Raw genomic sequence first — 23,879 nt, 5'->3', positions numbered from 1 at the left:
TCTTTTTTGACCTTTTTATGGATTAAATCAAGCCCCAAGTGCTTCGAGTTGCCTAAATATCGATCGGGCGAGGAACCGCTTGAGGCATCTCTTGATTTCTCGGTAGCTCAGTCCCTCTGCGGTTCGTCGCCCCACGTAGGCCTTGGTTTTCTCATCGAATCTCATCTGGTTCGTGGCAATGATATCCAAAGCCATGTTCAGTTGCCTGTCGCCTCCGCGGTCAACAGTCGGGTAACTCATGGCGGGCATCAACTCCTCAGTCGATTAACCGCACCAGAGCATTCAAGGCATTGCGGTTTGCGGTGCGCTGATGATCGATACGGCGGCGGTCTCGTATCCCAGAACACTCGTAGCTGCAGCAAATGCGTTGATCGGATCGGATTTGCCGACCCCATGACGGGCCTTCTTCCGTGGTGTTTTCACCTCCACTACGCGCACCCCCTCAACAATCAGCGCACGGCGAATGCAAGACCCGTAGGAGTTGGTTCCCTACAATGGCAGCCAAGATCTCCCCGAAGGTATCCCTGTGGATCCAGGCGATGGCACGGTTCATCCCGGGTTTGGTGACAGGGAATGCTTTACAGCCGAGGTTGGCTCCGGTGCTGGTGTTTATGAGGGCGTACGCATGGGTACGCGAGTGCGTGTCGATGCCGTTATTTGGTGGCATCGCATCCGGTGTTCAAGCCTTGCCCGGCAGATCTCTCATGAGACCCGCACCATCACTGGTGTGGTCAACCTTTTATCAAGCCACGTCAAGGGGGCGGGCTGATGCCACTGCCATTCAATGGACGAATCAAAAATAGGGCAGATGGATTCATCGCCAGAGAAAGATCGAGTCACGTTGAGAAGCAGTGGCACCTATCCTGCCAGTGGGCACCAGGCACACCAAGAATCATTAGAGAGCAAGATAGTGATTATGCCCAAGAATTTTCCCCCGAAGTTTGTGACCGTGCAGTGCGTATGGTGTTGGATCACCTGCCGGAATATCCGTCCGTAAATGCTGCGTGCAAGGTGGTCACTCCGAAGCTCGGCGTTGGAAGTGAGTCGCTGCGCCGCAGGGCGATCCAGGCCCGGATTGATGCTGGCGAGAAGACCGGTCCGTCCAGTGTTGAGCTCTAGGAGATCAAGTGGTTGTAGGCCGAGGTGCGGGACTTGAAGGAATCCAACGAGATCTTGAAACAGGCCTCGAATTTCTTTAGCTAAGGGAACTCGACCCTCGCCGCCGCTGATCTGCCGCTTCATCGATGAAATGCGCGCTATTGGGTACGCGGTCGAGTCGATCTGCACTGTCCTGCGAGAGCGGCGCGTGCAGGTCGCCGCACGACCCTACCGGGCCTGGAAAACACGGGTGCCAGCCCTGCGCATCTTTGAAGATGCCCGGATCACTGACGCGCGCCGAGCACTGACGGTAGAAGAAGCGGAAGATCGGCCCCGGCCCGAGATTATCTGCTGGTGGCGAAAGGTGACTGCGTGGCGGCTTGAAAGCCGCTAGCCTTCGAACACAACGCTCATCGGTCGGAGTCGGTCGGTAGGTCGCGGTATGTGCCGCTGACCTGCGGTTTCGCTGTCGGGGAATGGTCTCGAGAGGCGTCGTTCGGACCGGACTCATTAAAAGCTCATTAAATCGACGGTCGGTGTTTGTTTGGCTCGTGGTTTTCCAGCTGCTCGGGCCCCCGTCTGTTTTTCATTGCGGAGCATTCCCCGGTCCAGGAGATGGTTAGTGCCACGCCGCGTTTGGAAGCGTCATGGCATTCGTAAGTCATACGGACTTCCTGCCACAAGCCTGCTCGAGGATGCCTTCCGACGCCAACGGGAACTTTGCCAGGTTACGCTGACCTGGTCGCTGAACGGATTGCTCTGCCACTGGCAGGCCGGCACAAAGTGGGCGCAGGACTTGCAGGTCGCCTTCGATGAGGCGCAAGAATCTGCCGATGGGGTCATGCCTGAAGCTAAAGAGGAACAGCAAGAAGCCCTGCGCCAGGAGATTGGCAGGGTCGTTGGCGCTGTCATGGCTGACCTGGGGTGCCGCGCAAGACCGCCCAGAAACGACGGGGCGTTGTGGACAGCTTTTCGAAAGGTATGGTGATTGACGATGCACTTCGGGATGATTTGTGATCTCCCAAAAATCACCATGGCCGTTTGCTGTCGTTCATGATATCCAAGCGGCAGTCGGATCGACCTCCATTAATCGCTCATTTGCACAAATGATGCGGGAGATAGAGCTTCGACGGTTGCCAGCTCCGAATCGAAGGACCAAGACGGATCGGTGGATTCAGGCTTAGCGTTTCTCGAATTGCTGTGGCGGCCCCGGTTTCAAATGCGGAGAGACGAATGCCCAGCTGGTGCAATTTGTCCCGTGAAGCATTTATGGCGGTGCCAAATGACCTGCATGCTTGGCGGTGCCCCGACCGTAGGCTGTTATCAAGAACCCACGCAAACTTGGAGGAACGCATGCTTTTGGCCGTATTGCAGGCGCAGGCGCAGGTGCTCGATAGCAACGCGAACCTAGCCACTCTCGAAGATGCCGCCGAGCGCGCAGCCTTGGCCGGGGCAGACGTGCTGCTGACCCCGGAGCTGTTTCCCGTTGGCTATGCCCCGCGCAGGTTGCGTAGCGAACTGGATCCAGCTTCGCTGCCCGCACTTCATGACCGCTTGGCTCGGATTGCTGTCCGGCACTCCATAGCCATCGTCTATTCCCTCCCGGATATCCAAAGGGGCAGCTGGAACATCACATCCACATTTGTGGACGAAGTCGGAATCGTCCGAGGCGGCTACGTCAAGGTCCATCTCTTTGGGGCCGGAGAAAAGGAAGTGTTTACCCCCGGGGATCGGCCGGCAACCATCATCGACTACCAAGGCCTGAAGTTGGGCATGATCATTTGCTTCGATGTTGAGTTCCCCGAAGCGGTCCGTGCAGCAGCCTTGCAGGGGGCGCAGCTGCTGCTGGTGCCCACCGCCTTGGGGCGTGGCTACGAATCGGTGAGCACCACCCTCGTTCCCGCGCGCGCTTTGGAAAGCCAGCTCTATATTGCCTACGCCAACCACGTCGGCATCGAGGACGGTTTTGCGTTGGGAGGTGGCAGCGTCGTCGCCGACCCGTTCGGCCAAATCCTGGCCATGGGCGGCCAAGAAGAGCAGCTGCTCTTTGCACGGGTCGAACCACAGGAGCTGGAAAAGGCCCGCGCCGAGATTCCTTATCTCACCGAGCGCCGCACAGATCTGTATCGTGGCTGGGGTCTTTAAACCGCCCAGTGTTTCAGGGCAGGAAGCGAAGCGCCACAAACAGCTCGTAGCGCACCGCTGCGCGGGTCAGGTCCATGTCCAGGATCTCGGTGATGGAGGCGATGTGCCGTCGTACCGAGTTGCGATGTAAGTCGATGGCCGCGGCCGTCGCGTCCCAGGACCCATTGGTGTCCAACCACGATCGCAAGACCTGTAGGTAGAGTTCCCTGCGCTTGGTCGGCAGCTGCAGCAGGTCACCCAGCATATGCTCTGCCAGCTGCCGGCTTGCGTCCTGGGGCAGCAGGGCGGAGAACGACTGTGGTAATTCCTCGGCGCTGAGGCTGCGACCCTCATCCAGCAGACGTGGCACCAATCCGCGGGCCTGCCGAGCCAACGCGCGCAGGTTCGCGGCCAGCGCGATTCCCTTACTCTCCGGTTGGAACAGATCCGCCGGTTGGCTGAATGCGGCCAAATAGCCAGCCGCCTCAATTCGCTCGAGCAGATCCTGGGTTGGTTCACTGCGCGTGATCGCGGCAAAGCTCCCCTCGCTGTGGGCTACCAGCTTGGTTTCCAGGAGCGAGCGAAAGCGGGTGAGAGCATGGCTGGGGTCTTGTGCGGGCAAGTGGGGGCGCGGGATGGCTACCGCGACCCGGGGAGCTCGCCGCGGGGTGCCACCGAGCGAACTGTTGAACAGTTCCAACGCTCCGGAGCCCAGCGAGTCGACACCGTCCAACAAGAGGATCGTTGCCAACTGGGTGGGGGCGAAGGCTCCCAGGACGCGCTGGCGTGCGACCACTTCCAGCAACCCCAATGCAGTGGACATGAGATTGTGTTCGGCAGCCCCCGGCTTGTTCTCGAAGCTCAGTTGCAGTACCCCGAGCAGCGGCGGAACCCGCGTGCCCGAGGTTGCCGTTGACCTGATTGGAAAAGCCAAATGATGCCGTCCCGCGGATTCGCTCAACACAAGCTTGGGGCCCTGCGCGGCAGAAGCCTGCGCCAGCAGCGCCTCCAGCTCCTGTCCTTGGGCGGGTTGGAGGCCTGCGGGAGCTGCATAATGGCGCAACCGACCGTCCTGGTCCAGCAGTTGCGCAGCGCATTTAGCACGGTGCGCGAGCACCGAGACGATTTCCTGCTCGGGATGCTCGCTGGCCACGCAGCGCATCAGGTGCCGGTTCGCTTCGGCGTTCTCCCGCAGCATCCGGGCGTTGTCGGCTTCCATGAGCTTGGCGAAGGCCAAGCCGATGGCAGCGAAGGAGATCGACGCAGGGATCTGCCACAGGGGCAGGCCCAACTCGCGGCAGGCATCAATCACGGTGGACGGCACAGCGGAGAAATATGGGTCCAGCCCGAAGCCCAGTGCCGAGACTTGCGCATCGACCAGGCGTGCAATGAATTGGCGGACCTCGGCGGCATCCCCGGCATGCTTCACGAGTGGGAATCCGCTGGTGAGAATCAGTTCATGGTCCACCAGGTACGGTGTGGGATCGTCGATGTCACTGGGTTCCACCCACCGCAGGGGGCGATCTCCTGCCTCGTGCAGGACTTCGATTCCCGGGGGAAGCTGGCGAAGGAACCGGGCCAGGGTGATTGAATCCCAAGGCCGGGCAAATTCCTGGTTCAGAGGTAGTATGGATTCGCGATCCGGTGCAATTTGTCCCATGAGAAACAATTTTAGTTCAAATCGGCACGCTGTGAGAGCGAGGTCACAAGCTTAGGGTTGGTACCGGCAACGCCGAGAGACCGTTCAAACGAGGATTCGCAAATGCAAACCACCATCAGTACAGAGCGCCGTGCACCGGTCCGACTGGACCAGCAGCTCAGGCGACGAAAGTCGATCAGTTCCATGCTCCGGGAAGCAGAGAACAATGCCGGTGGCGGCAAGATGCACCGCAGCCTGGGTCTGCTGCAACTGACCATGATCAGTGTCGGCGCCACCATGGGCACCGGCATCTTGGTGGTTTTGGGCGCCACGGTTCCCGTGGCCGGTCCGGCGATTTGGATCTCCTTTGTTCTTGCCGGCATCACCGCCTTGTTCTCGGCCATCTCGTACGCCGAAATGGCGGGTATGGTGCCGGTCTCCGGCTCCAGCTACTCGTACACCTACGCCACCATGGGTGAGGGAATCGCCTGGGTATGCGGCTGGTGCCTGGTCCTGGAATACGCGGTATCCGTTGCCGCGGTGGCCGTGGGCGCGGGCGAATACGTCAACGAAGCGCTGCGTACCTTCGGCATGGATCTTCCCACCGCACTTGCCGGCGGACCCACCGAGGGAGGGGTTGTAAACCTCCCGGCGCTGGTGGTCGTGGTGCTCGCCACCTTGCTGCTGGCTCGTGGCGCACGGGAATCGGCAATCGTGAACACCATCGTGGTGATCATCAAGGCATGCATTCTGGTCTTTTTCTCGATCGTGGCCTTCACGGCCTTCGACGCCGGCAACTTCGAACCCTTGCTGCCGATGGGCGCCGCTGGCGTCACCGGTGCAGCCTCGATTGTCTTCTTCTCCTATATCGGCTTTGACGCTGCCTCAACCGCGGGCGAGGAAGCGACAAACCCCAAGCGGGACATGCCGCGAGCCATCATGCTCTCAATGGCCATCGTGACGGTGACCTATGTGCTCGTCGCGGTTTCCGCTATCGGTGCCCGCGACTGGACATGGTTCGTGGGAACCCAAGCGGCACTCGTGCAGATCATCGGCGAACTGACCGGGCAGGCCTGGATCGTGCTGCTCTTTGCCGTAGCTGCCGTACTGGCCATAGCATCGGTAGTACTGACGGTTCTTTACGGTCAAACCCGTATCCTGCTGACCATGTCCCGCGACGGACTGGTACCCCCGATTTTCTCCCGCGTCTCCAAGCGCACCGGAACCCCGGTGGCCGGCACCTTCATCACCGGCGGCATCGTGGCCATCACCGCCGGATTCATTCCACTCGGCGCGCTGGCCGAGGCGACCAGCATCGGCACCCTGTTCGCCTTCGCCCTGGTCGGCGTCTCGGTCATCTACTTACGGCGCAAACAGCCACTGGTTGAACGCACGTTCAAGGCGCCGCTGTACCCGCTCACCCCGCTTTTGGGAATCGCGGCCTGCCTCTTCCTAATGGCCAACCTTTCGTGGCACACCTGGCTGGTGTTCGGCATCTGGATGCTCGTCGGAGTGGGCCTGTACCTGGGCTATGGACGCCGACGTTCCCGGCTTGGGGCATTGAGCAAGCAGCAATACATCGAGAGCCACAGCGGCAACCAATAACCCACGACTTTCATTTTCCTCAACCACAGAAACACTCGAAGGACCAAAGAGATGACCTCGATTCCGCAGGCTGACGGCACGATCAACATGCTAAATCCCGACTTTCCGTTCAACTACGACCTGTTCTTGCAGAACCCCGCGGGCCTTGGCAGCGTCCCGGAAGAGCTGCACGGCACCGAAGTCGCCGTCATCGGCGCAGGACTTTCCGGACTGGTGACCGCCTACGAGCTGATGAAACTCGGCCTTAAACCGGTTGTCTACGAGGCTGACCAAATCGGTGGACGGCTGCGTACCGCCAGCTTCGCCTCAGCCCCGGAGGTCACCTGCGACCTCGGTGGCATGCGCTTCCCGATTTCCAGCAAAGCGCTCTACCATTACATCGACTTGCTGGGACTAGAGACCTACGATTTCCCGAACCCGCTGGCTGCGCCGACCGACTCGACGGTCATCGAGCTCAAGGGCGAAAAAGTCTACGTGGAAAATGAGGGCGACCTGCCGCAGTTCTTCCACGAAGTTTCCGACGCCTGGAAGCGGGCGCTGCGTGAGGACGCCAAGTTCGATGAAATGCAGCAGGCCATAAAGTCCCGCGATGCGCACGAGGTGAAGCGGATTTGGAACTCGTTGCTGAAAGACTTCGACGAGGAGAGCTTCTACGGCTTCATCGCCAATTCGAAGGCCTTTAAGGAGGCCGGCTTCGACCACCGTGAGGCGTTCGGCCAGGTCGGCTTCGGATCCGGCGGCTGGGACACCGACTTCTCGAACTCCATCCTGGAGATCCTGCGCGTGGTGTACACCGACGCTGATGACAATCACCGTGGCATCAGCGGCGGCGCGGCCAAGCTGCCGCACGCCTTGTGGAACCACGCACCCGAACAGCTGGTGCACTGGCCCCAGGGCACGACACTCTCCGCACTGCACGCCGGCGCCCCGCGCGGCGCCGTGGCTACGATCCGCCGCTCGGATGCCGAGGGATTCAATGGGGCCAACGCCATCGAGATCAGCGAACGATTCGGGCGCACCGAGACCTACCCTGCGGTGGTCTCCTCGGTGCAGTCATGGCTGCTGTCCACCGGCATCGACACGGAGGAATCGTTGTTCCCGGCCGAGCTATGGACGGCGATCGAGCGCTCCCACTATATGCAGTCGTCGAAGACCTTCGTGATGGTGGATCGCCCGTTCTGGAAAGACCGCGACCCGGTGACCGGCGAGTACCTGATGTCGATGACGCTCACTGACCGGCTCAACCGTGCCACCTACCTGCTGGATAACGGTGAGGATAAGCCCGCCGTCATCCTGCTCTCCTACACGTGGAACGACGACGCGCTGAAGTGGCTCGCGCTCTCGGCAGAACGACGTATGGAACTGATGCTGCACTCGCTCCAGAAGATCTACCCGGGAGTCGATATCCGCAGCCACATCGTCGGACAGCCGATCACAGTTTCATGGGAGGCCGAGCCGAACTTCATGGGCGCCTTCAAAGCCAACCTGCCCGGCCACTACCGCTATCAGGAACGCTTATACACGCACTTCGACCAACACGGGCTGGCCGCCAAGCACCGGGGTATTTTCCTCACCGGTGACGACGTTTCCTGGACGGCCGGCTGGGCGGAAGGTGCAGTGACCACCGGGCTGAACGCCGTGTGGGGCGTGCTGAGGCACTTGGGCGGACAGGATGCAGAGAAGAACCCAGGCCCGGGCCAATTCCTCGCGGAGCTCGGACCATTAAAGATTTAGGAATTAGCTACGCCCAGCAGCTGATCCACGATCCCATTTTGTTCCCGGGTTTTAGCGTGCTGTTGTAAGTGTCACGATGACCCTGGGGGAGTAGTTCAGTACGCCTCGCCTAGCAGATCCTGGATCGTAGTGAGCAGCTGAAATCGACCGAGCTGAAGTTGGGCGAGCTGGCCACACGAGGGACTGGTCCGTAGGGAGCCTGCCGTCGCTTGTCCGGCCGGAGTGAATCTGATCCGCGAATCGTCGAGGGAACACGGTACGGCATCGGCTGAACCGGGGTAGGCGTCGACACTCACGCAACCACATATACGCTATCGTTTCCGGCGCCACCGGTGGCGGCATCCGTCCCGGCGGTCCTCAGAGACCTTCGCAGGTGAGGACTTCGGCCGACGCGAGCGTGGCTTCAGGGCAGCCGCCTGACCTTCATCACGGGCCCTGGTCTTGATCGTGTAAGAGGTCTTCCGTGTGGTCTCGTGTTCAGCGCAGATGGTGGTGACAGCGCCGCGTGGTCCATCATCGGGTCAATGGGCTTCACCACCACGAACCACCAAAATGTCGCCGACGTAGCGAGGCAGAACTGTCACCGCTGTCCTGCGAGATCACGGACCTATTAGAGAATCCTTGACTGTATGGCCGGAGTGTGTTTGGTTGTGGTGGCCTCGGCAGCTTCTCAAAATGGGTCACAGTCTAACCCTCATGCCGGGGCGGATGTTGTGTGAGAACATGCCCTGTTCCGCGGCGTCCAGACGCTCCGCAAGGTTCGACTTTGCCTCGGCTGTCTTGCCCTCAAGGACGAGCCGGCAGAATTCCTCGTGCTGGGCCAGGCCATGGGCCGTGACGCTTTCATCGGCTTCCTGGCGAACGATGACCAGGCGCAGTCGTGTCATCAGGTCTTGATGGGTTTGCGAGAGGATCTGTGACCTCAGGAACCCAACTGTCCGCGCATGGCACAGGGAGTCGGCTTGGACAAACCCGACGACGTCGTCGTTCTCCACAGCCTCCCGCATGCCGTCGACGGCAAGTTTGAGCAGCTGCAACTCCTCGTGGCTTGCTGTCTGCGAGGCTGCCACGCCAGCCAGCTCCAAAACCCTGCGGGCCTGGTAGATCTCAGCGATGTCCTCGGCATCCAGACTGATCACTTCCAGGACGCGTGTGGCGGGATTGCGGACTAACAAGCCCTCACTGACCAAGGTGTTGAGGGCCTGGCGCACGGTGGCACGCGAGATGCCCAATTCCTGTGCCATCGCATCTTCGGTAATCCTGGCTCCGGGGGCAATATCGCCGTCGAGGATCTGTTTCCGCAGTGCCGACGTGCTTAACTCCGCTGTGGTGGTTCGTTGGATCTTATTCACGGTGTGGCGCTCCTGGCATCTGTCGTCCATGCCGGCAGTCATCCCGGCATGCTTCACTGTTGTGCCTATTGTATTGTGTTCACTGTTCGCCGGGTCGGCGTGGCGCTGACAGAGCCGCAGCGCGTTGCCCGTCCAGCAGGCGGGCGGGCCGGAATCCGGCGAAGAGAGGTTCCGGCGTGCCATATAGCTCCGCTGCGACGCCGGAGCCAAGCAGCGGCGCCAGCGTGACTCCGCTGTGTGTGGCTACCAGGTACAGCCATGGAGCGGAGTCCACAGTCCCAATGATGCTTCGTCCATCGGCTGGCATCGCCCGCCGGCCAACACCCAACTCGGTGATGGCCACATCTTTGGTGTTGCGCAGCAGCCCCTGCAGCCGGCTTGAGAATTCGGCGGCGAGCGCTGAGCGGGTGCCTGGGGTGCTGATGGCTGACGCCGTGGCGTCCAGGTCCAGAGCTTGGAGCATCAGCCTGCCCCCGCCTGCCGGCCTGACGTTGAGTTCCGCACTGGTGACGAGCCGGGTGATGTCGGTGGGGAGCTGGTTCGTTGTGGCCAGGTAACCCACCGTGACGTCGCCAGGTGTCTGGTAATCGGTCATGACCGGTCCCAGCCCTGCCATGGCGGTTATGGAATTGGTCCACCGGCCCGCCGCACTGATGACGTGATCGGCATATATGGTCCCCCCGTCGCAGAGTCCGACCGTGGCCCCGGAACCACTGGCGGACAGCTGTTCAACCTTGACCCCGGAGAGGACCTGCAACTTGTGGGGGCGGGCTTGGCTCAGCCGGTTGCGGATGTACAGGCTGGGGTAACAGTGGGCCTCATGCGGGAAAAAGGCGGCAACCTCGCAGGAGGCGGGGATGAGCAGGTCCGGAACCAGGACTCGGGCACGGGATGACGTAATTTTTTCGCAGGTATACCCGCGCGCTGCCAGCCGGTCCACCCTCCCCTGCAGTTCCGCGGCATGCGCAGGGTCGGTGGCGAACTCCACATGGCCGGTTGGCACGAACCAGCCGGAGCCGGCGCCTGCCAGACGGTAGTGGGCCTCAACTCCCGCGCGGTTGAGCTCGAAGTAGTCCTGTGGGTCCTTGTTATTGGCATTGACCCACCCGTACGACAGCGAGGAGGTACCGGATCCGGGGGAGTGCTTGTCAATGAGTGTCACGTCGGCGCCACGTGCGGCGGCTTCGGCCGCGATGGAAACACCGAGCATGCCTGCGCCGATTACTACGATCTTCACTCTGGTTCCTGTCTTCTCGTGGTCTCTAAAGGACTTTGCTCAGGAATGCCTGGGTGCGTTCCTCTTGCGGGTTCAGGAGTACGTCAGAGGGTTTGCCGCTTTCCACGACCACGCCTCCATCCATGAACACCACAGAATCTGCAACTTCCCGCGCGAACCCCATCTCGTGGGTCACGACGATCATGGTCATGCCGCTGGCCGCCAGGTCCTGCATGACATCGAGCACCTCTCCCACCAGCTCTGGATCCAGTGCCGAGGTGGGTTCGTCAAAGAGCATGAGTTTGGGTTCCATGGCAAGTGCCCGGGCAATGGCAATGCGCTGCTGCTGCCCGCCGGAGAGTGACGACGGATAGGCGTTTCGTTTTTCACTGAGGCCCACGCGTTCAAGCAGGGCTTCTGCCCGCGCCTTGACGTGGGATTTGGGCTCCTTTTTTACCCCGACCGGTGCCTCCATGATGTTCTGCAGTGCGGTCATGTGCGGGAAGAGGTTGAATTGCTGAAACACCATGCCCACTTCTGAACGCATTCTGGCGATGACCTGGGGACGCAGTTCGTGCAGCGCCCCAGCCTGCTCCCGGTAACCCACCAGGTCGCCATCGACGGTGATCCGCCCGGCCGAGACGGTGTCGAGGTGGTTGATCAGCCGCAGAAAGGTTGACTTTCCCGATCCGGAGGGACCGAGCAGGGTCATCACTTCCCCCTTTTGTACTTGGAGGTTGATGCCCTTGAGCACGTCGTTGTGGCCGAAGGACTTCCATACGTCCTTGGCTGTGACCATGGCTTGGGGTGACTGGTTCATGGCGATCTCCTAGCGGGTGCCGGCGGTGGCGCCGCGGCGTGTTTGTAGTTGCAGCAGACGGCTCAGCAGCCCTTGGCCTTCCAACCGGTTGCTCCGGCCGTAGTGGCGCTCGATGTAGAACTGGCCGATCGTCATGAGGGTGGTCACAATCAGGTACCAGATGGAGGCGGTGATCAACAAGGGGATGGTTTGGAAGTTATCGGCATAGATCAATTGCGTGGCATACAACAGTTCCGGGAAGGACAAGACGCTGACCAGGGAGGTGGTCTTGAGCATCGAGATGACGTTGTTGGCGGTGGGTGGGACGATCACACGCATCGCCTGGGGCAGGATCACACGACGCAGAGTCCGCAAGTTGGACATTCCCAGGGCATGGGCGGCCTCTGTCTGGCCCTTGCCAACGGACACGATTCCGGCCCGGATGATTTCCGCCATGTAGGCGGCTTCGTTGAGTCCGAGCCCCAGGATGGCGGCCATGAGGGGGGTGATCAAGGAGTTGGTTTCCATGGCGAACAACGTGGGGCCGCCGGGGATAGACAGGCCCACGGTGGGGTAGAGCGCCGAGATGAAACCCCAAAACAGCAACTGCACGAAGATGGGTGTTCCCCGGAAAAACCAGATGTACAGCCCAGCCGGCCCGGACAGTGCTGGATTGGTGCTCAGGCGCATGACTGCCAGGATCACGCCCAAAACCAAGCCCAGGGCCATGGCTGCCACGGTCAGCTGGAGCGTGTTTCCCAATCCTGCCAAGACGCGGGGCGAGGTGAAGTATTCGGCCACAACCGGCCAGCCGAAATTTGGATTGGTGGTTACCGAGCGGAGGATGAGAAGGCCGGCAAGACCCATGGCCGCGTAGCTCGCCCAACGCACCGGACGTTTGAGTTTGATGACTTTTTCGGGGGGCCTGCGCCCAGAGACGGCCGGGCCGTCACCGGCTACAGCCAACTTCCCGGAGACTGTGATCATGAGCGGGCCCCGTTGATTTCAGACTTCTCAATGGCGATGGGGGACAGGTTCCACTTCTTGAGCAGCGTTGAGTACGTGCCGTCGCTGATGAGTTCATTGATGGCGGCGTTGACCGCGGCGGTGAGCTCGCTGCCCTTGGGCAGGGCAACGCCTCCGGGGTTGGGGTTCTTCAGTAGCGGACCGACCGTTTCGAACTTGGTGGGGTTCTTCGCCGCAGCGTCAGCAAGCGGCGGGGCATCAAGCATGACGGCGTCGATGCGGTTGCTCTGCAACGCCAGCTCTGCCTGCGGGGCGGTCTGGAACACATTTGCGGTGGGGGCTTGCAGCCCGGCGTCCTTGCACGTGGCGCTCTGCTCCGGCAGGAACGTTGTCTGCTGCAGGGAACCGCGGATGACGCCGACCTTTATGCCGCAGGCACGGTCACTGGTTAGTCCCTTGGGATTACCCTTACCCACCAGCAGCAGGGTGCCGTTCCAGTAGTAGGTGGCGAAGTCAAGGGTCTCTTCCCGCAGCTTTGTGTCACCGATCGATGACACTGCCATGTCAACCTGCTTGGCCTGGAGCGCTGGAATGAGCGCATCAAAGGAAGTGGGCACAAACTCGACCTTCAGGCCGAGCAGACCGCTGATGGCGCTTGCCAAATCCGGATCGAAGCCCACAATAGTCTTTCCGTCCTCGGCCATGGATTCGAAGGGAGGGTACGTGGGGTCTGTTGCCACCCGAATCTTGCCGGAGTCCATCATGGCGGCCGGCACCATTGCTGAGATGGCCAAGTTTTTCCCCGGGGCCGCCGAGGCTGCGGCTTTTGTGCCATCGGGTTGTGGCGTTGATGCAGCACTGCAGGCGGTGATGGCCAGCAAGCTCGTACCGATTGCTAAGACCATGAACTTTTTGGCCTTGATGTGAATACCCATATCGTAACTCCTTAGTATCAGACTGTCTGACAGACTAAGTGTCACACTTCACAGCCACTGCGTCAATGGGGATGGGGAACCGTCTATTTGAGTCAAGAAAAAGGTGGGGCTGGAACACGGCGTGGTGTAGCCGCAGCGGGCAGAAAGGCAAGGTGGGGCGACGGCGTGGCCATGTTGGGCAGCCGGCCCGCCAGGCGGCCGGGCGGAGTGCACTGCTGATCCGAGGAGATGTCGACTCTCGGCGGGCGCGTTGATTCCCGTGGCCGCTGGCGACTGAGATGCCGGAGTCGATGCCGGGCAGCCTTGATTGTCAGCGGGGAACGGTTCCGAGCTTTTCAAGGACGGTGAGTTCGGATTCGTTGAGCCGTTGCGTCAGGTTTTGCTGGGCTTGCTCAAGGTGGCCGGCCAGAATTTTTGCGGTGAATTCCTCATGGATTTTCAGCGATTCCAGGTTGTCCTGCTTATCGACGGTCACATGGGCGATGGCGATCCTCAGCTTGGACATCAGCAGGGTGTGGGCTTCGGAGAGGTTCCGGGATCCAAGGAAACCGACGATTGCGGCATGGCAGTCGTAATCGGCCTCAATAAAACCTTCCAGATCGCCTGCGTCCACGGCCTTTACCAGGCCTCGCAGGGCAAGGCGCAATTGCTCGAGCTGCTGCGCTGAGGCAGTGGCGGCGGCATTGATGCCGCCCAGTTCAAGGAACCGGCGAGCCCTGTAGATGTCCCGGACGTCGTCGTGATTCAGGGTGGTTACCTCCAGTACGCGCGTGCTGGGGTGCCTGGTCAGCAGCCCCTCCAAGAGCAGGGTGTTCAGGGCCTGACGCAAGGTGGGGCGGGAGATGCCGTATTGCTCGGCCATGGCTTCCTCGGTCACCGGGGTCCCTTGAAGAAGCCGGCCGCGCAGAATGGATTGGCGTAGCGCTGTGGTGACGCGTTCGGTCACGGTTTCACGGTGTATCTTGCTCACGGGAACTGTCTGCTTTCAATGTCAGGCCTCGGTAGGTCCGACGACGAAGTGCAAACTTGATTTTCCATGCAAGTTTCCCCGCGATGGTGCCGGCAGCCGGATCCCCTACGGTCTTCCGGCTGCGGTCCCCTAGCTGATTGCCAGGTCAGCTCCGACGGCTGCTGGCTCCGTGTGGACGCTCGCGAGCATTTCTGCCAGGGTGAGCCCGGCGAGGCCCATGGACTCCGCATCGCGTCCGGTCAGGGCATAGTCCGTCTGGTTGTAGGCATTCGTGATGGTGATGCATGCATCGATCATCGGTGTTGGCACCCCGCCCATTCGCGCCAGTTCCTGGATGGGCACAAGGAGGTAGGGAACGTCTTCGCTGACGTAGCGATGATTCGGCGAATTCGGGGCGTTCGTGATTTTGCTGTGGGCATCGGAGCTGCGATTGAGCTCGAAGACGGATGTTTCGTGCAGCCCATAGAGCTTGTTCATGGCAGCGAGTTCCGACATCAGCGACAGGCCCAGCGAACGGCCGATTGCCTGGCGTTCCTCCTCCATCACGGCGGCGGCACGAGCCGTTGCCGGTGAGCAGCAGTCCCGGTAGTAGTTGAACTTCCCGTCGAAGTTTTCCAGCAGTCCCATGCTCAGGGTGGTCAACAGTGGATGGCCGCCGAAGTTGATGTTTTCCAGACCGGCAGCCAACACGTTATCTAGGGCAGTCAGCGGCAGTGGCATGAGGGGAGCTAGCCGGGCTATGGCATCCTCGGTCCGGGTAGAGGGCAGTGCAGCGACTGGCAGGCAGGTTTTGAGGCCCATGATGGCGATGTGGGCGGGGCCGGTGATGCGGCAGGCCCATGGGCTGGAGATGGCCTCAACAAAGATTAGCCGCTGAGTGTAGCCACGTTCGTGCTGGCGGCGGCGCAGCGCGAGGCTTCCGAAGTTGCCGGGTAGGAGCATAATAATCTGTTCGTCCCGCAGGTGCGGCAGAAGTGCGTCGAAGAGTGGAAGTTGGGCGAAGGACGGCACCGGCAGCAACAGCACGTCGGCGTAAGCTGCGGCTTCGGCGACGTCATCGGTGAGCGTGTGGACCGCCTGAAATCCCGCGAAGTCCAAATCTGCACCGTCCAGTGTTGCGTCGGCGCGAATGCCGCCGGCCTGGCGGATGTCATCTAGGGGCTGCGCGAAGCCGGGGGACCCGTACAAGCAGACGTCCACGTTCAGGGCTGAGAGGTGATATGCGGCGGTCAAGGCAGCGTTGCCGGTGCCGATGATGCTAACGCGGTGGTTGGAGTTCATGGTGTTCCCCTTCAGGGAGTCGTTCTGGGATGAGAAAGTGGGAAATCAGGTGAGATGGTCACGAAAGGGCTGCGCCCACGGCGACAAAGGCCGTGCACAGGACGATGAGGATCAGCAACAGCGGGCCGATGAAACGCAGATATCGCTGGTAGGGAACCTGTGCCAGCGCCAGCCCGCCCATGACCACCGCCGAGGTGGGTGCGACCAGGTTGATAATGCCGTGGGCAGACTGCAGAGCCGTGACCACGACGGCGCGGGAAACTCCCGCGAAATCGGCCAGTGGAGCTAGGATCGGCATGGCCAGGCCAGCGTGTCCCGACGACGAGGGGATCAGGAAACCCAGGGGCAGGTTGATCAGGAACATGACGGCTCCGAAAACTGCGGAACTGGTGCTAGTCACGAGGTTCTCCATCGAGTTCAGCACCGTGTCGGTGATGTAGGCGTTGTTCATGATGACGGTGACACCGCGGGCCAGGACGATGATCAGGCCTACCCCGATGAAGTCTCCGGCGCCGCGTACAAGGGCGGTGGTCAGTTCCTTCTCTTTGAGTCCACCGATGAAACCGACCACGATGGAAGCCACAATGAACAGCGCAGCCAGTTCCGGGAAATACCAGTCCAGTTGCCAGCTGTAGCTGGCAGCACCGGTTCCACCGATGACCTGGGCCCAGGGGACGATGGCGAAGATCATCATCGCAAAAGTTAGCCCAACCACCACGAGCACCACTTTTTGGCGCCTGGTCAACACCGTGTCGGTGCCGGGGGCGGCGAAGTTGCTGCTTGGCATGTCTGCCACCAGGGATTTGCTGGAGTCCTTCTTTACCCGGCGAGCGTAGCGCAGGACGTAGAGAATCGAAATCGTTGTCAGGACCACATACATCAGCACGCGAAGTCCGATTCCGCTTCCGATTGAGATGTCAGCGGCCGCGGAGGCGACACCGGTGGAAAAGGGGTTGATGGTAGACGCGAGAACGCCGATGCCTGCCCCGATGAGAATGGTTCCGGCCGCCACCATCCGGTCGTAGCCCAGGCTCAGCATCAACGGCACCAGCAGCGCGTAGAAGCCGAGGGTCTCCTCAGACATACCCTCCGTTGTGCCGCCAATGGAGAAAAGGACCATCAAGATAACGATGAGCACGCCGCCGCGATGGGAGAATCGCTGGGCCACCCGGGCAATGCCATTCTCGATGGCGCCCGTGCGCATCCCCATCGTGATGAACACTCCGATGGCCAGAACAAACATGAATACCCCGGCTGCCCCGTAGAGTTCACCGCTCTCGTAAGGGCCAATGAATCCTGTGGTTGGATTCTTGACGCCGTAGAGCCCGTTGATGGGGGCAAGGAACAGCTGCATGAGCCGGTTGCCCCACGAAAGGTTTGCATTGATCGCGTGATATGTGCCGGGAATGGGTCCGCCATCAGCCTTCGTGTCGTACGTGCCGGAGGGCAGAATCAAGGCGGCAAGCCACACCAGAATCGTGACGCCGGCCAACACGGTGAAGGCGCTGGGGAAACTGAATTGTCTTCGCGGCTTCATATGGTTGGGCGAGGCTGTGAGAATTTTAGTATTCGGCATATCAGTCCTTGGACGCTATGAGCTAAGAATTTGACTACGGGACGAGAACTCTGCCGGGGAGAGCGGCAGAGTTCCTGTCGGACCGTACTAGCGGCATCGACAAGGCCCTCTGCGGAACCGCATTGACAGTGACCAACAAATTTACATTGTCTTACTGTCAGCTTGTCATACAACGATTGTGATGGGTCTCTCATTGTTTTGTCAACTTTCGCACCGTCCGCGCTTCATCTCAACGGCTTCCCCCTTCGGTCTGGGCATAACTGAAATGACGCCATTGATGCGTTGGGCCAGTAGGGGGTGCCGGAGTAAGATCTCGCTGGCCAGATTGCATCCGAGGCGGGGGCGGAGATCTGTGCGAAGATCACGTCACTCGCAGGTTATGTCCCATGGAGTGTGTAGTTTCCGGTTGCTGGGCTTCCAGTTTCCGATGTCAAGAGCCATCGTGCGATGGTCAGTGAGTATCGATCGAAGAACTCACAAAAGGACACAAACGCACGATGGCTCGAGACTAGTCTGCCCTGCTCGATCTGCTGGGAAAACTTAGAGGGTCTGACCAAGAGTCGGTTAACAATTTGGGATGGTATTTCAGGGACCGGTCATCCTATGCATAAGGGCTAGGGCGTTTTGCCTGACAAGGCCGCCAAACCGCAAAGAGTGGCACCCGCGCTGACCAGTAGGGCTGATTGCTCACAGTGGTGACCGCCATCCGCAGGCCTCTGGCCAGGCCAAATTCCATGCTGGCCCAGGGTCCTCCCGGCACGCTTACGATTACGTGAGGGATCAAGTTTGCCACTAACTCAGAGCTTGAGTGTTATCGGTAGGGTTCCCGCATGGGGGCGGATAAAAAGCGCCATGGTGTCGTTACCTTTGCATGGGTTGGTGGGCAGCGGGAGCACCAACCCTTCGCGGATGGATGTGGTACACAGATCAGCATCAATAATTGCGATACCGGCGAGAATTCACCTCGTACCCACGAACGTGCGTCATTATCCTCACGACAGGAATTGTTTCGCAGATCCGCGGCGACTGCTACACCCGCAAGATGTGTGGGTGGTTCCATGGGCTGTTGGCCATAACTCGTCCGCCCCAAGGATGCCTCGACCTCCGTGTAGCGTTCCCCGGTCATCGCGAACCTGCGGTAGGCAGTGACTGAAGTAAAGGTGCAATATTTAGCGTCGACAACAACAGGCCTCGAAGCTACCGAACCACGCCGCAAGTCGCCATGGCGCTCCACTGTGACCACACCACCTTGAGGCGAGAACGGCTGTGCGCCTCCGGGGCCGCTAGGTAGCTCACCAACATTTTTGAACGCAACGCCAAGAAACTGTTGCCCACATCACAAATTTAAACTAGAGTCTAGTTTCAGTTATTGAATTTGCCGCTGGACGTTCAGGACCCCCGTGGGGAACTGCCGTCCGTGATTTTGGAGTGATTAGATGCCGCTGTCCCTCACAGAAGAGCACGCCGACCTGGCTGCCGCCGTTTCTGAATTCGCTGATCGGTTCGCCGATATCCTGCAGACGCGGGAACTATTCGACGCTTACGGCGCTGGCGGCCGCCCCGCACACTGGGGTGAGCTGGTGGACAACGGACTCCACTCCCTGCATATCAGCGAGGAACGCGGAGGGCAGGGCGGCAGTGTTGCCGACACCGCGATCGTGGTTGAAGAATTTGGGCACCGTCTGGTGCCCGGACCTTATGTATCTACCGTCCTGGCTAGTGCGGCTGTGGCCGGAGCCGCCGAATGCAAGGCATCCACGCGGGGACTGGACATTTTCGCCGAGGGCGCCACCGGGGCGTTGATCATGCCCACCTCCGCCATCACTGCCGCCGCCAACGGTGAAGGCTGGACACTGAACGGCCGCACGGAAGTGGCGTCGCTGCTTTCGGCCGAATGGCTCGTTATCGGTTTCAACGACGGTACAGCAACACGCTTTGCCCTCGTTGATGCCGAGAGCGCGGACCTTTCCAAAGCGGCCGGCAGCAGTACTGACCTGACCCGCGACGCCGGAACGCTGGTCCTTGACTCTGTGGTGATCGAGGCCAATGACGTTTTGGCGGGCCTCGATGAGCAGTATGTTCGCACCCTGCAGGCCGGACTGCTCGCCGCAGAGGCCGCAGGCATTATGCGCTGGGCAGTGGAAACGACCACTGAGTATGTCAAGATCCGCGAACAGTTCGGCAAGCCTGTGGGCTCCTTCCAGGCCGTCAAGCACAAGTGCGCCAACCTGCTCATCGCCTCCGAATTGGCCACCGCTGCCGCCTGGTCGGCGCTGGTAGCCATAGACCAAGACGCCGCCCAGCAGGTGCTCGCGGCCGGCTCCGCCATTCAAACGGGCATTGTCCCGGCGGTGGATGCGCTCACTGAGGCCGTCACTATCTTTGGTGGCATCGGCTACACCTGGGAGCACGACACTCACCTGTACCTGCGCCGCGCCATCACCCTGGCAGCGCAGGTGGGCACTGTAAGCACGCACATGGCAGCTCTGGGCCGGGTTGCACTGGAGCTGGACCGCCGCATTGACATTGAACTCCCGGATCAAGATCCAGCCTTCCGCCAGCGCATCGGCGCGCTTCTGGACCAAGCCCGCGAACTAAGGAACGAACATGACGGCGGGCGCTGGAATTCCCGCGGCTCGCAACGCACATTCCTGGCCGAAAACGGCCTTGCAGCCCCGCACTGGCCAGCCCCGTACGGCCTGGGTGCAAGCCCTGCAGAGCAGGTAGTCATCGCCCAGGAATATGCCCGGCGGAATTTGACCCAGCCCTCGTCGGTCATCGGCGAATGGGCCATGCCCACCGTCCTCGCCTTCGGCAGCGAGGAGGTTAAGGAAAAGTTCGCACTCCCCACTCTGCGCGGCGAACTTATCTGGTGCCAGCTGTTCTCTGAACCCGGCGCCGGCTCCGATCTTGCCGGTCTGTCCACCCGTGCCGTGAAGGTCGACGGCGGATGGGAGCTGAAGGGGCAAAAGGTTTGGACCTCCGGTGCCCACGAGGCGGACTGGGGGATCTGCCTGGCACGCACCGACGCCGACGTGCCCAAGCACAAGGGACTGAGCTACTTCCTCGTTGACATGCGAGCCAAGGGCGTCGATATCCGGCCGCTGAAGCAGTCCACGGGTGACTCCGAATTCAATGAGGTCTTCCTGGATTCCGTGTTCGTCCCGGACGCATTACTGCTGGGCGAACCAGGCCAAGGATGGCGCATCACGGCCACTACGCTGCAGAATGAGCGCACTCAAATCTCCTCCGGTGTTTCTGTTGGAACCGAAGAGTCCCTGCGTCAGCTCATCCGCGACGGCGGTTTTGCCGGCGCCGCAGAGGAGGCCTACGCGGCACTCGGGCGCATTGTGGCCGTCAGCTCCGCCATTGGAGCCCTGAACCTGCGCGAAACACTGCGCCAAGTCAACGGGCTTCAGCCCGGGGTTGGCTCCTCCCTCGCGAAGGTGGCCCACGCCCGGCTCTCGCGTGAAGCCGCCACTGTGGTTCTGCAACTGGCCGGCCCGGGCGCACTGTTTGCGCAGGCGCCGGGGGACGCGGTGACAGGGCTGCTGGGCGTGCCCCAGGTCCTCATTGGCGGCGGCACGGTTGAAATCCAGCTCAATGTCATTGCCGAACGCATCCTTGGCCTGCCCCGGGGCTAGGCACCGCACCGACCGCGGGAACACTGCGGCGAGGAACAATCCTTCAGTAATCTAAGTTTCACCGAAAGGAACACTTTTCGCATGACAACGATGACAGGCGAGGCCGCCACATTGAAGAACCTTGACACAGCACGGCTGAGGGAGCTTGTTGAGCCCCGAAGCATTGTCATTATCGGCGCCAACACGAAGTCCAGCTGGTCCCACTTCACCCATTCCAACCTCCTGGCAGGCGGTTTTGAGGGGGAGCTGTTCATGGTCAACCGGCGTGGCGAGGAGTGCCACGGCCAGCCGTCGTTCACCTCGATCGCCGAACTGCCCGACGTACCCGATCTGGCCATTGTGCTTACCGGCGTCAACTCGTTGGAGACCATCCTTGAAGAGGCCAGGGTCAAGGGCATCCGCAACCTGATCATGCTTGCTTCCGGTCTCGGCGAGGCAGGAGCGGAGGGCCAAGCGCTGCAGGCGAAGCTCGTGGAGCGGGCCCGTGAAGCCGACCAGCTCATCCTGGGCCCGAACAACCTGGGCTTCGTGAACTCCCACGCGAAGGTGGCCGCGTTCAGCCACATGACGCAGATGCCCATGATTCCCGGCGGTGTTGGCGTAGCCAGCCAGTCAGGGGCCCTGGCCATCTACCTGCTGCCGCACATGGCCTCCCGCGGGGTGGGTTGTTCCACGGCCGTCACGGTGGGCAATGAGGCCATGATTACCGCCATTGACGTCATGGACATGCTCGTTGAAGACCCGGACACCCGCGTCATTGCCGCCTACCTGGAGCAAATCTCCGACCCGGGGCACTTCTTGTCCGTGGCTAAACGCGCCCGCCTGGCCGGCAAGCCAATCGTGGTGTTCAAGGCCGGGCGTGGGGAGGCCTCCGCCCGCGTGGCAGCCGCCCACACCGGCTCGCTCGTGGGGGATGACAGGATCATCGATGCCGCGTGCAGGCAGTTCGGCGTGGTGCGGGTGGACAACATCGAGGACCTCGTGGCCACCGCCGGCATCATGGAATCCCACGGCCGGATTTCCGGTAGCCGCATGGGCGTGGTGACAGGATCCGGCGCCATGTGCGCACTGATCGCCGAGAAGGCCGAAGAAGCGGGACTGGACATGCCCGCCCCGGCCGAGAAAACGGTGCGGGCCCTGCATGAGGCCGGCCTGCCCACGTTCTCCACCGTCAACAACCCCATGGACACCACCGGATACATTTCGGTTGACCCGACCATCATCACCAAGGCCAACCAGTGTTTCATCGACGATGACAACTTTGACTTCATCGTGATCAACAGCAGCTGGCCCATGAACCAGCCCATGGCAGACATGGGGCTCCTCAACCAAGATGAACTGCACCGCCAGCTCACCTCATCCCCGAAGCCCGTTATCGGGATGAGCTTCCTGCCCACCGAGGTCACCGATTTTGGGCGTGCCTTCGCCAACAAACACGGCCTGCCGCATGCTTCGGACTCCTTTGACCGTGGCATCCCTGCCGTGGCACGCAGCGCCTGGTGGAGCAAGCGCTCTGATGAACTCGCCACCGACCCCGTCGTGGCGCCGGCAGAGATCATTGTGAAGCCATCCGGTGCCGAGAGTTGGAGCGAAATTGAGGCCGGTGCGTTCCTGCGCGGGCACGGCGTTCCCTATGTTCCGGCCGCCATAGCTACCTCGGCCTCGGACGCCGTAGCGGCGGCGCAGGACATGGGCTATCCGGTGGTCCTGAAGGTGGCCTCCGAAGACATTGCCCACAAGACGGAGGTGGGCGGCGTCCGGCTCATGCTGCGCGACGCCGAGGCCGTCACCGAGGCTTACGACTTCATCATGGATTCCGTGGCAGTTCTCGCCCCGGAGGCACACATCCAGGGTGTGGCTGTCTCGCCCATGCGGCCCGCCGGAAACGAGCTGCTCGTGGGAATCGTCCGGGACCCGCAATGGGGACTGGTGCTCGCGGTGGGATTTGGCGGTGTCATGGTGGAGATCCTCAAGGACTCCGCGTTGCGTCTGCTGCCCGTGGGGCCGGTGGAGATCCGCCGCATGCTCGATTCTCTCAAGGGCATTGACCTACTCAAGGGTTTCCGTGGAAATCCGGCGACGGACCTGAATGAACTGGCCGAAGTTATCTTCCGGATTTCTCAGGTGGCCGTGGGCCTCGGTGACGAGCTGGAAGAGCTTGAAATCAACCCGCTGCGCGTTGCCGGCGACGAGATTGAGGCTCTCGACGCCTTAGTTCGCTGGAAGCAGCCCTAATGCGAAGCGTCGAACCCCAGTGCGCCAAGGCCCGGTGGTAGCGTTGGTAGCCAACCGGATATTTACGCAGGAGGCGAACCATGACCGGAGTACTATCTGGGGAAAGGACCGAGCTTCCCGCCTATCAAAAGCTGCGACGGCAACGGATCCTGGATGCCGCGAAATCGCTGCTACGCAACCACGAGTACGAATCGATCCAGATTCGCGACGTCGCAGCAGAATCAAACGTCGCACTGGGAACGCTCTACAGGTACTTCTCCTCGAAGGAACACCTGTATGCGAATGTGGTCTACGACTGGAGCCTGCCGTTCAACGCGGCGGAGCCGGCACAGGCGGAGAACCTCAACACGATAGAGTGCATCTCCCGGCGGTTGCGCATGGCGTTGGCTGCGTTCGAACGGCAGCCGAATTTCTACAAGGCAATCCTGATGCTGCGCTCCACGAACGATCCCGACGTCGCCGCGCTCATGCAGCAGCTGGGCACGGTGCTCGAGGAACCCATTCTCTCGGACCTCTCGATGCTGCCGCACGACGAGGCCTCGGACATTACGGCCATGGTCTGGTGCGTGTTGATGGACCTGGTCGCCAGACTGCTGTCAGGGGACAAGACCATGGGCGAGGCTCTGCGGATCTCGGACAGATTCGTGCAGATGGTCGGATTGCGGCTGGCGCAATTCGAGGCCGAAACCGCCTAGTCGCCGCGCC

General features: G+C 61.0%; 15 protein-coding genes. 6 read left to right on the top strand and 9 right to left on the bottom strand.

Features of this window, described 5'->3' with window-relative positions:
- Nucleotides 1-2,451 precede the first annotated feature (2,451 nt).
- The gene (locus AAGW05_RS14515) at nucleotides 2,452-3,243 is read left to right on the top strand and encodes a carbon-nitrogen hydrolase family protein (RefSeq protein ID WP_411805261.1); all 792 of its coding nucleotides are present in this window, start codon (nucleotides 2,452-2,454) and stop codon (nucleotides 3,241-3,243) included.
- A 13-nt stretch (nucleotides 3,244-3,256) separates the two neighbouring features.
- On the opposite strand, the gene AAGW05_RS14510 is transcribed toward AAGW05_RS14515, so the two are convergent.
- Entirely contained in the window at nucleotides 3,257-4,882 is a 1,626-nt protein-coding gene (locus AAGW05_RS14510) for a PucR family transcriptional regulator (RefSeq protein WP_411805260.1), read from the bottom strand.
- Nucleotides 4,883-4,984: 102 nt separating this feature from the next.
- Between AAGW05_RS14510 and AAGW05_RS14505 the strand changes: the two genes are divergently transcribed.
- Together AAGW05_RS14505 and AAGW05_RS14500 are read left to right on the top strand one after the other, a co-directional pair.
- Nucleotides 4,985-6,466: an APC family permease gene (locus AAGW05_RS14505; protein WP_411805259.1), complete on the top strand. Its 1,482-nt coding sequence runs from the start codon at nucleotides 4,985-4,987 to the stop codon at nucleotides 6,464-6,466.
- A gap of 51 nt (nucleotides 6,467-6,517) precedes the next feature.
- Nucleotides 6,518-8,200, top strand: a complete 1,683-nt coding sequence (locus tag AAGW05_RS14500; RefSeq protein ID WP_411805258.1) for a flavin monoamine oxidase family protein — start codon at nucleotides 6,518-6,520, stop codon at nucleotides 8,198-8,200.
- 680 nt (nucleotides 8,201-8,880) lie between these two features.
- On the opposite strand, the gene AAGW05_RS14495 is transcribed toward AAGW05_RS14500, so the two are convergent.
- From AAGW05_RS14495 to AAGW05_RS14460, 8 genes are all read right to left on the bottom strand, one after another.
- Nucleotides 8,881-9,552 carry a GntR family transcriptional regulator gene (locus tag AAGW05_RS14495; RefSeq protein ID WP_411805257.1) on the bottom strand — a complete coding sequence of 224 codons (672 nt, stop codon included), beginning with the start codon at nucleotides 9,550-9,552 and terminating at the stop codon, nucleotides 8,881-8,883.
- Between the two features lie 79 nt (nucleotides 9,553-9,631).
- On the bottom strand, nucleotides 9,632-10,789 hold the full coding sequence (locus AAGW05_RS14490; RefSeq protein ID WP_411805256.1) for an NAD(P)/FAD-dependent oxidoreductase: 1,158 nt from the start codon (nucleotides 10,787-10,789) through the stop codon (nucleotides 9,632-9,634).
- A 25-nt stretch (nucleotides 10,790-10,814) separates the two neighbouring features.
- Entirely contained in the window at nucleotides 10,815-11,567 is a 753-nt protein-coding gene (locus AAGW05_RS14485; RefSeq protein ID WP_411805264.1) for an amino acid ABC transporter ATP-binding protein, read from the bottom strand.
- A gap of 30 nt (nucleotides 11,568-11,597) precedes the next feature.
- On the bottom strand, nucleotides 11,598-12,554 hold the full coding sequence (locus AAGW05_RS14480) for an amino acid ABC transporter permease (RefSeq protein WP_411805255.1): 957 nt from the start codon (nucleotides 12,552-12,554) through the stop codon (nucleotides 11,598-11,600).
- Nucleotides 12,551-13,468, bottom strand: a complete 918-nt coding sequence (locus tag AAGW05_RS14475) for an ABC transporter substrate-binding protein (protein WP_411805254.1) — start codon at nucleotides 13,466-13,468, stop codon at nucleotides 12,551-12,553. The genes AAGW05_RS14480 and AAGW05_RS14475 overlap by 4 nt, the downstream gene beginning before the upstream one ends.
- A gap of 310 nt (nucleotides 13,469-13,778) precedes the next feature.
- The gene (locus tag AAGW05_RS14470; RefSeq protein WP_411805253.1) at nucleotides 13,779-14,438 is read right to left on the bottom strand and encodes a GntR family transcriptional regulator; all 660 of its coding nucleotides are present in this window, start codon (nucleotides 14,436-14,438) and stop codon (nucleotides 13,779-13,781) included.
- A 129-nt stretch (nucleotides 14,439-14,567) separates the two neighbouring features.
- Nucleotides 14,568-15,719 (bottom strand): NAD/NADP octopine/nopaline dehydrogenase family protein, encoded by a 1,152-nt coding sequence (locus AAGW05_RS14465; protein WP_411805252.1) that lies wholly within the window; start codon nucleotides 15,717-15,719, stop codon nucleotides 14,568-14,570.
- Between the two features lie 58 nt (nucleotides 15,720-15,777).
- Nucleotides 15,778-17,295: a YfcC family protein gene (locus AAGW05_RS14460; protein ID WP_411805251.1), complete on the bottom strand. Its 1,518-nt coding sequence runs from the start codon at nucleotides 17,293-17,295 to the stop codon at nucleotides 15,778-15,780.
- Nucleotides 17,296-18,731: 1,436 nt separating this feature from the next.
- On the opposite strand from AAGW05_RS14460, the gene AAGW05_RS14455 reads away from it, so the two are divergent.
- From AAGW05_RS14455 to AAGW05_RS14445, 3 genes are all read left to right on the top strand, one after another.
- Nucleotides 18,732-20,939 carry an acyl-CoA dehydrogenase gene (locus AAGW05_RS14455; RefSeq protein ID WP_411805250.1) on the top strand — a complete coding sequence of 736 codons (2,208 nt, stop codon included), beginning with the start codon at nucleotides 18,732-18,734 and terminating at the stop codon, nucleotides 20,937-20,939.
- Between the two features lie 81 nt (nucleotides 20,940-21,020).
- Complete coding sequence (locus tag AAGW05_RS14450; RefSeq protein WP_411805249.1) at nucleotides 21,021-23,174, top strand: acetate--CoA ligase family protein; 2,154 nt, start codon at nucleotides 21,021-21,023, stop codon at nucleotides 23,172-23,174.
- A gap of 80 nt (nucleotides 23,175-23,254) precedes the next feature.
- A complete protein-coding gene (locus AAGW05_RS14445) occupies nucleotides 23,255-23,869 on the top strand; it encodes a TetR/AcrR family transcriptional regulator (protein ID WP_411805248.1) in 615 nt (204 codons plus the stop codon).
- Nucleotides 23,870-23,879: the final 10 nt, after the last annotated feature.

Origin of the sequence: Arthrobacter sp. LAPM80 (assembly GCF_046736435.1) — a bacterium.
In the GTDB taxonomy this organism is placed as follows: domain Bacteria; phylum Actinomycetota; class Actinomycetes; order Actinomycetales; family Micrococcaceae; genus Specibacter.
The sequence above is the reverse complement of the archived record's forward strand: the minus strand, read 5'-3'. Positions and strand labels throughout refer to the sequence as shown.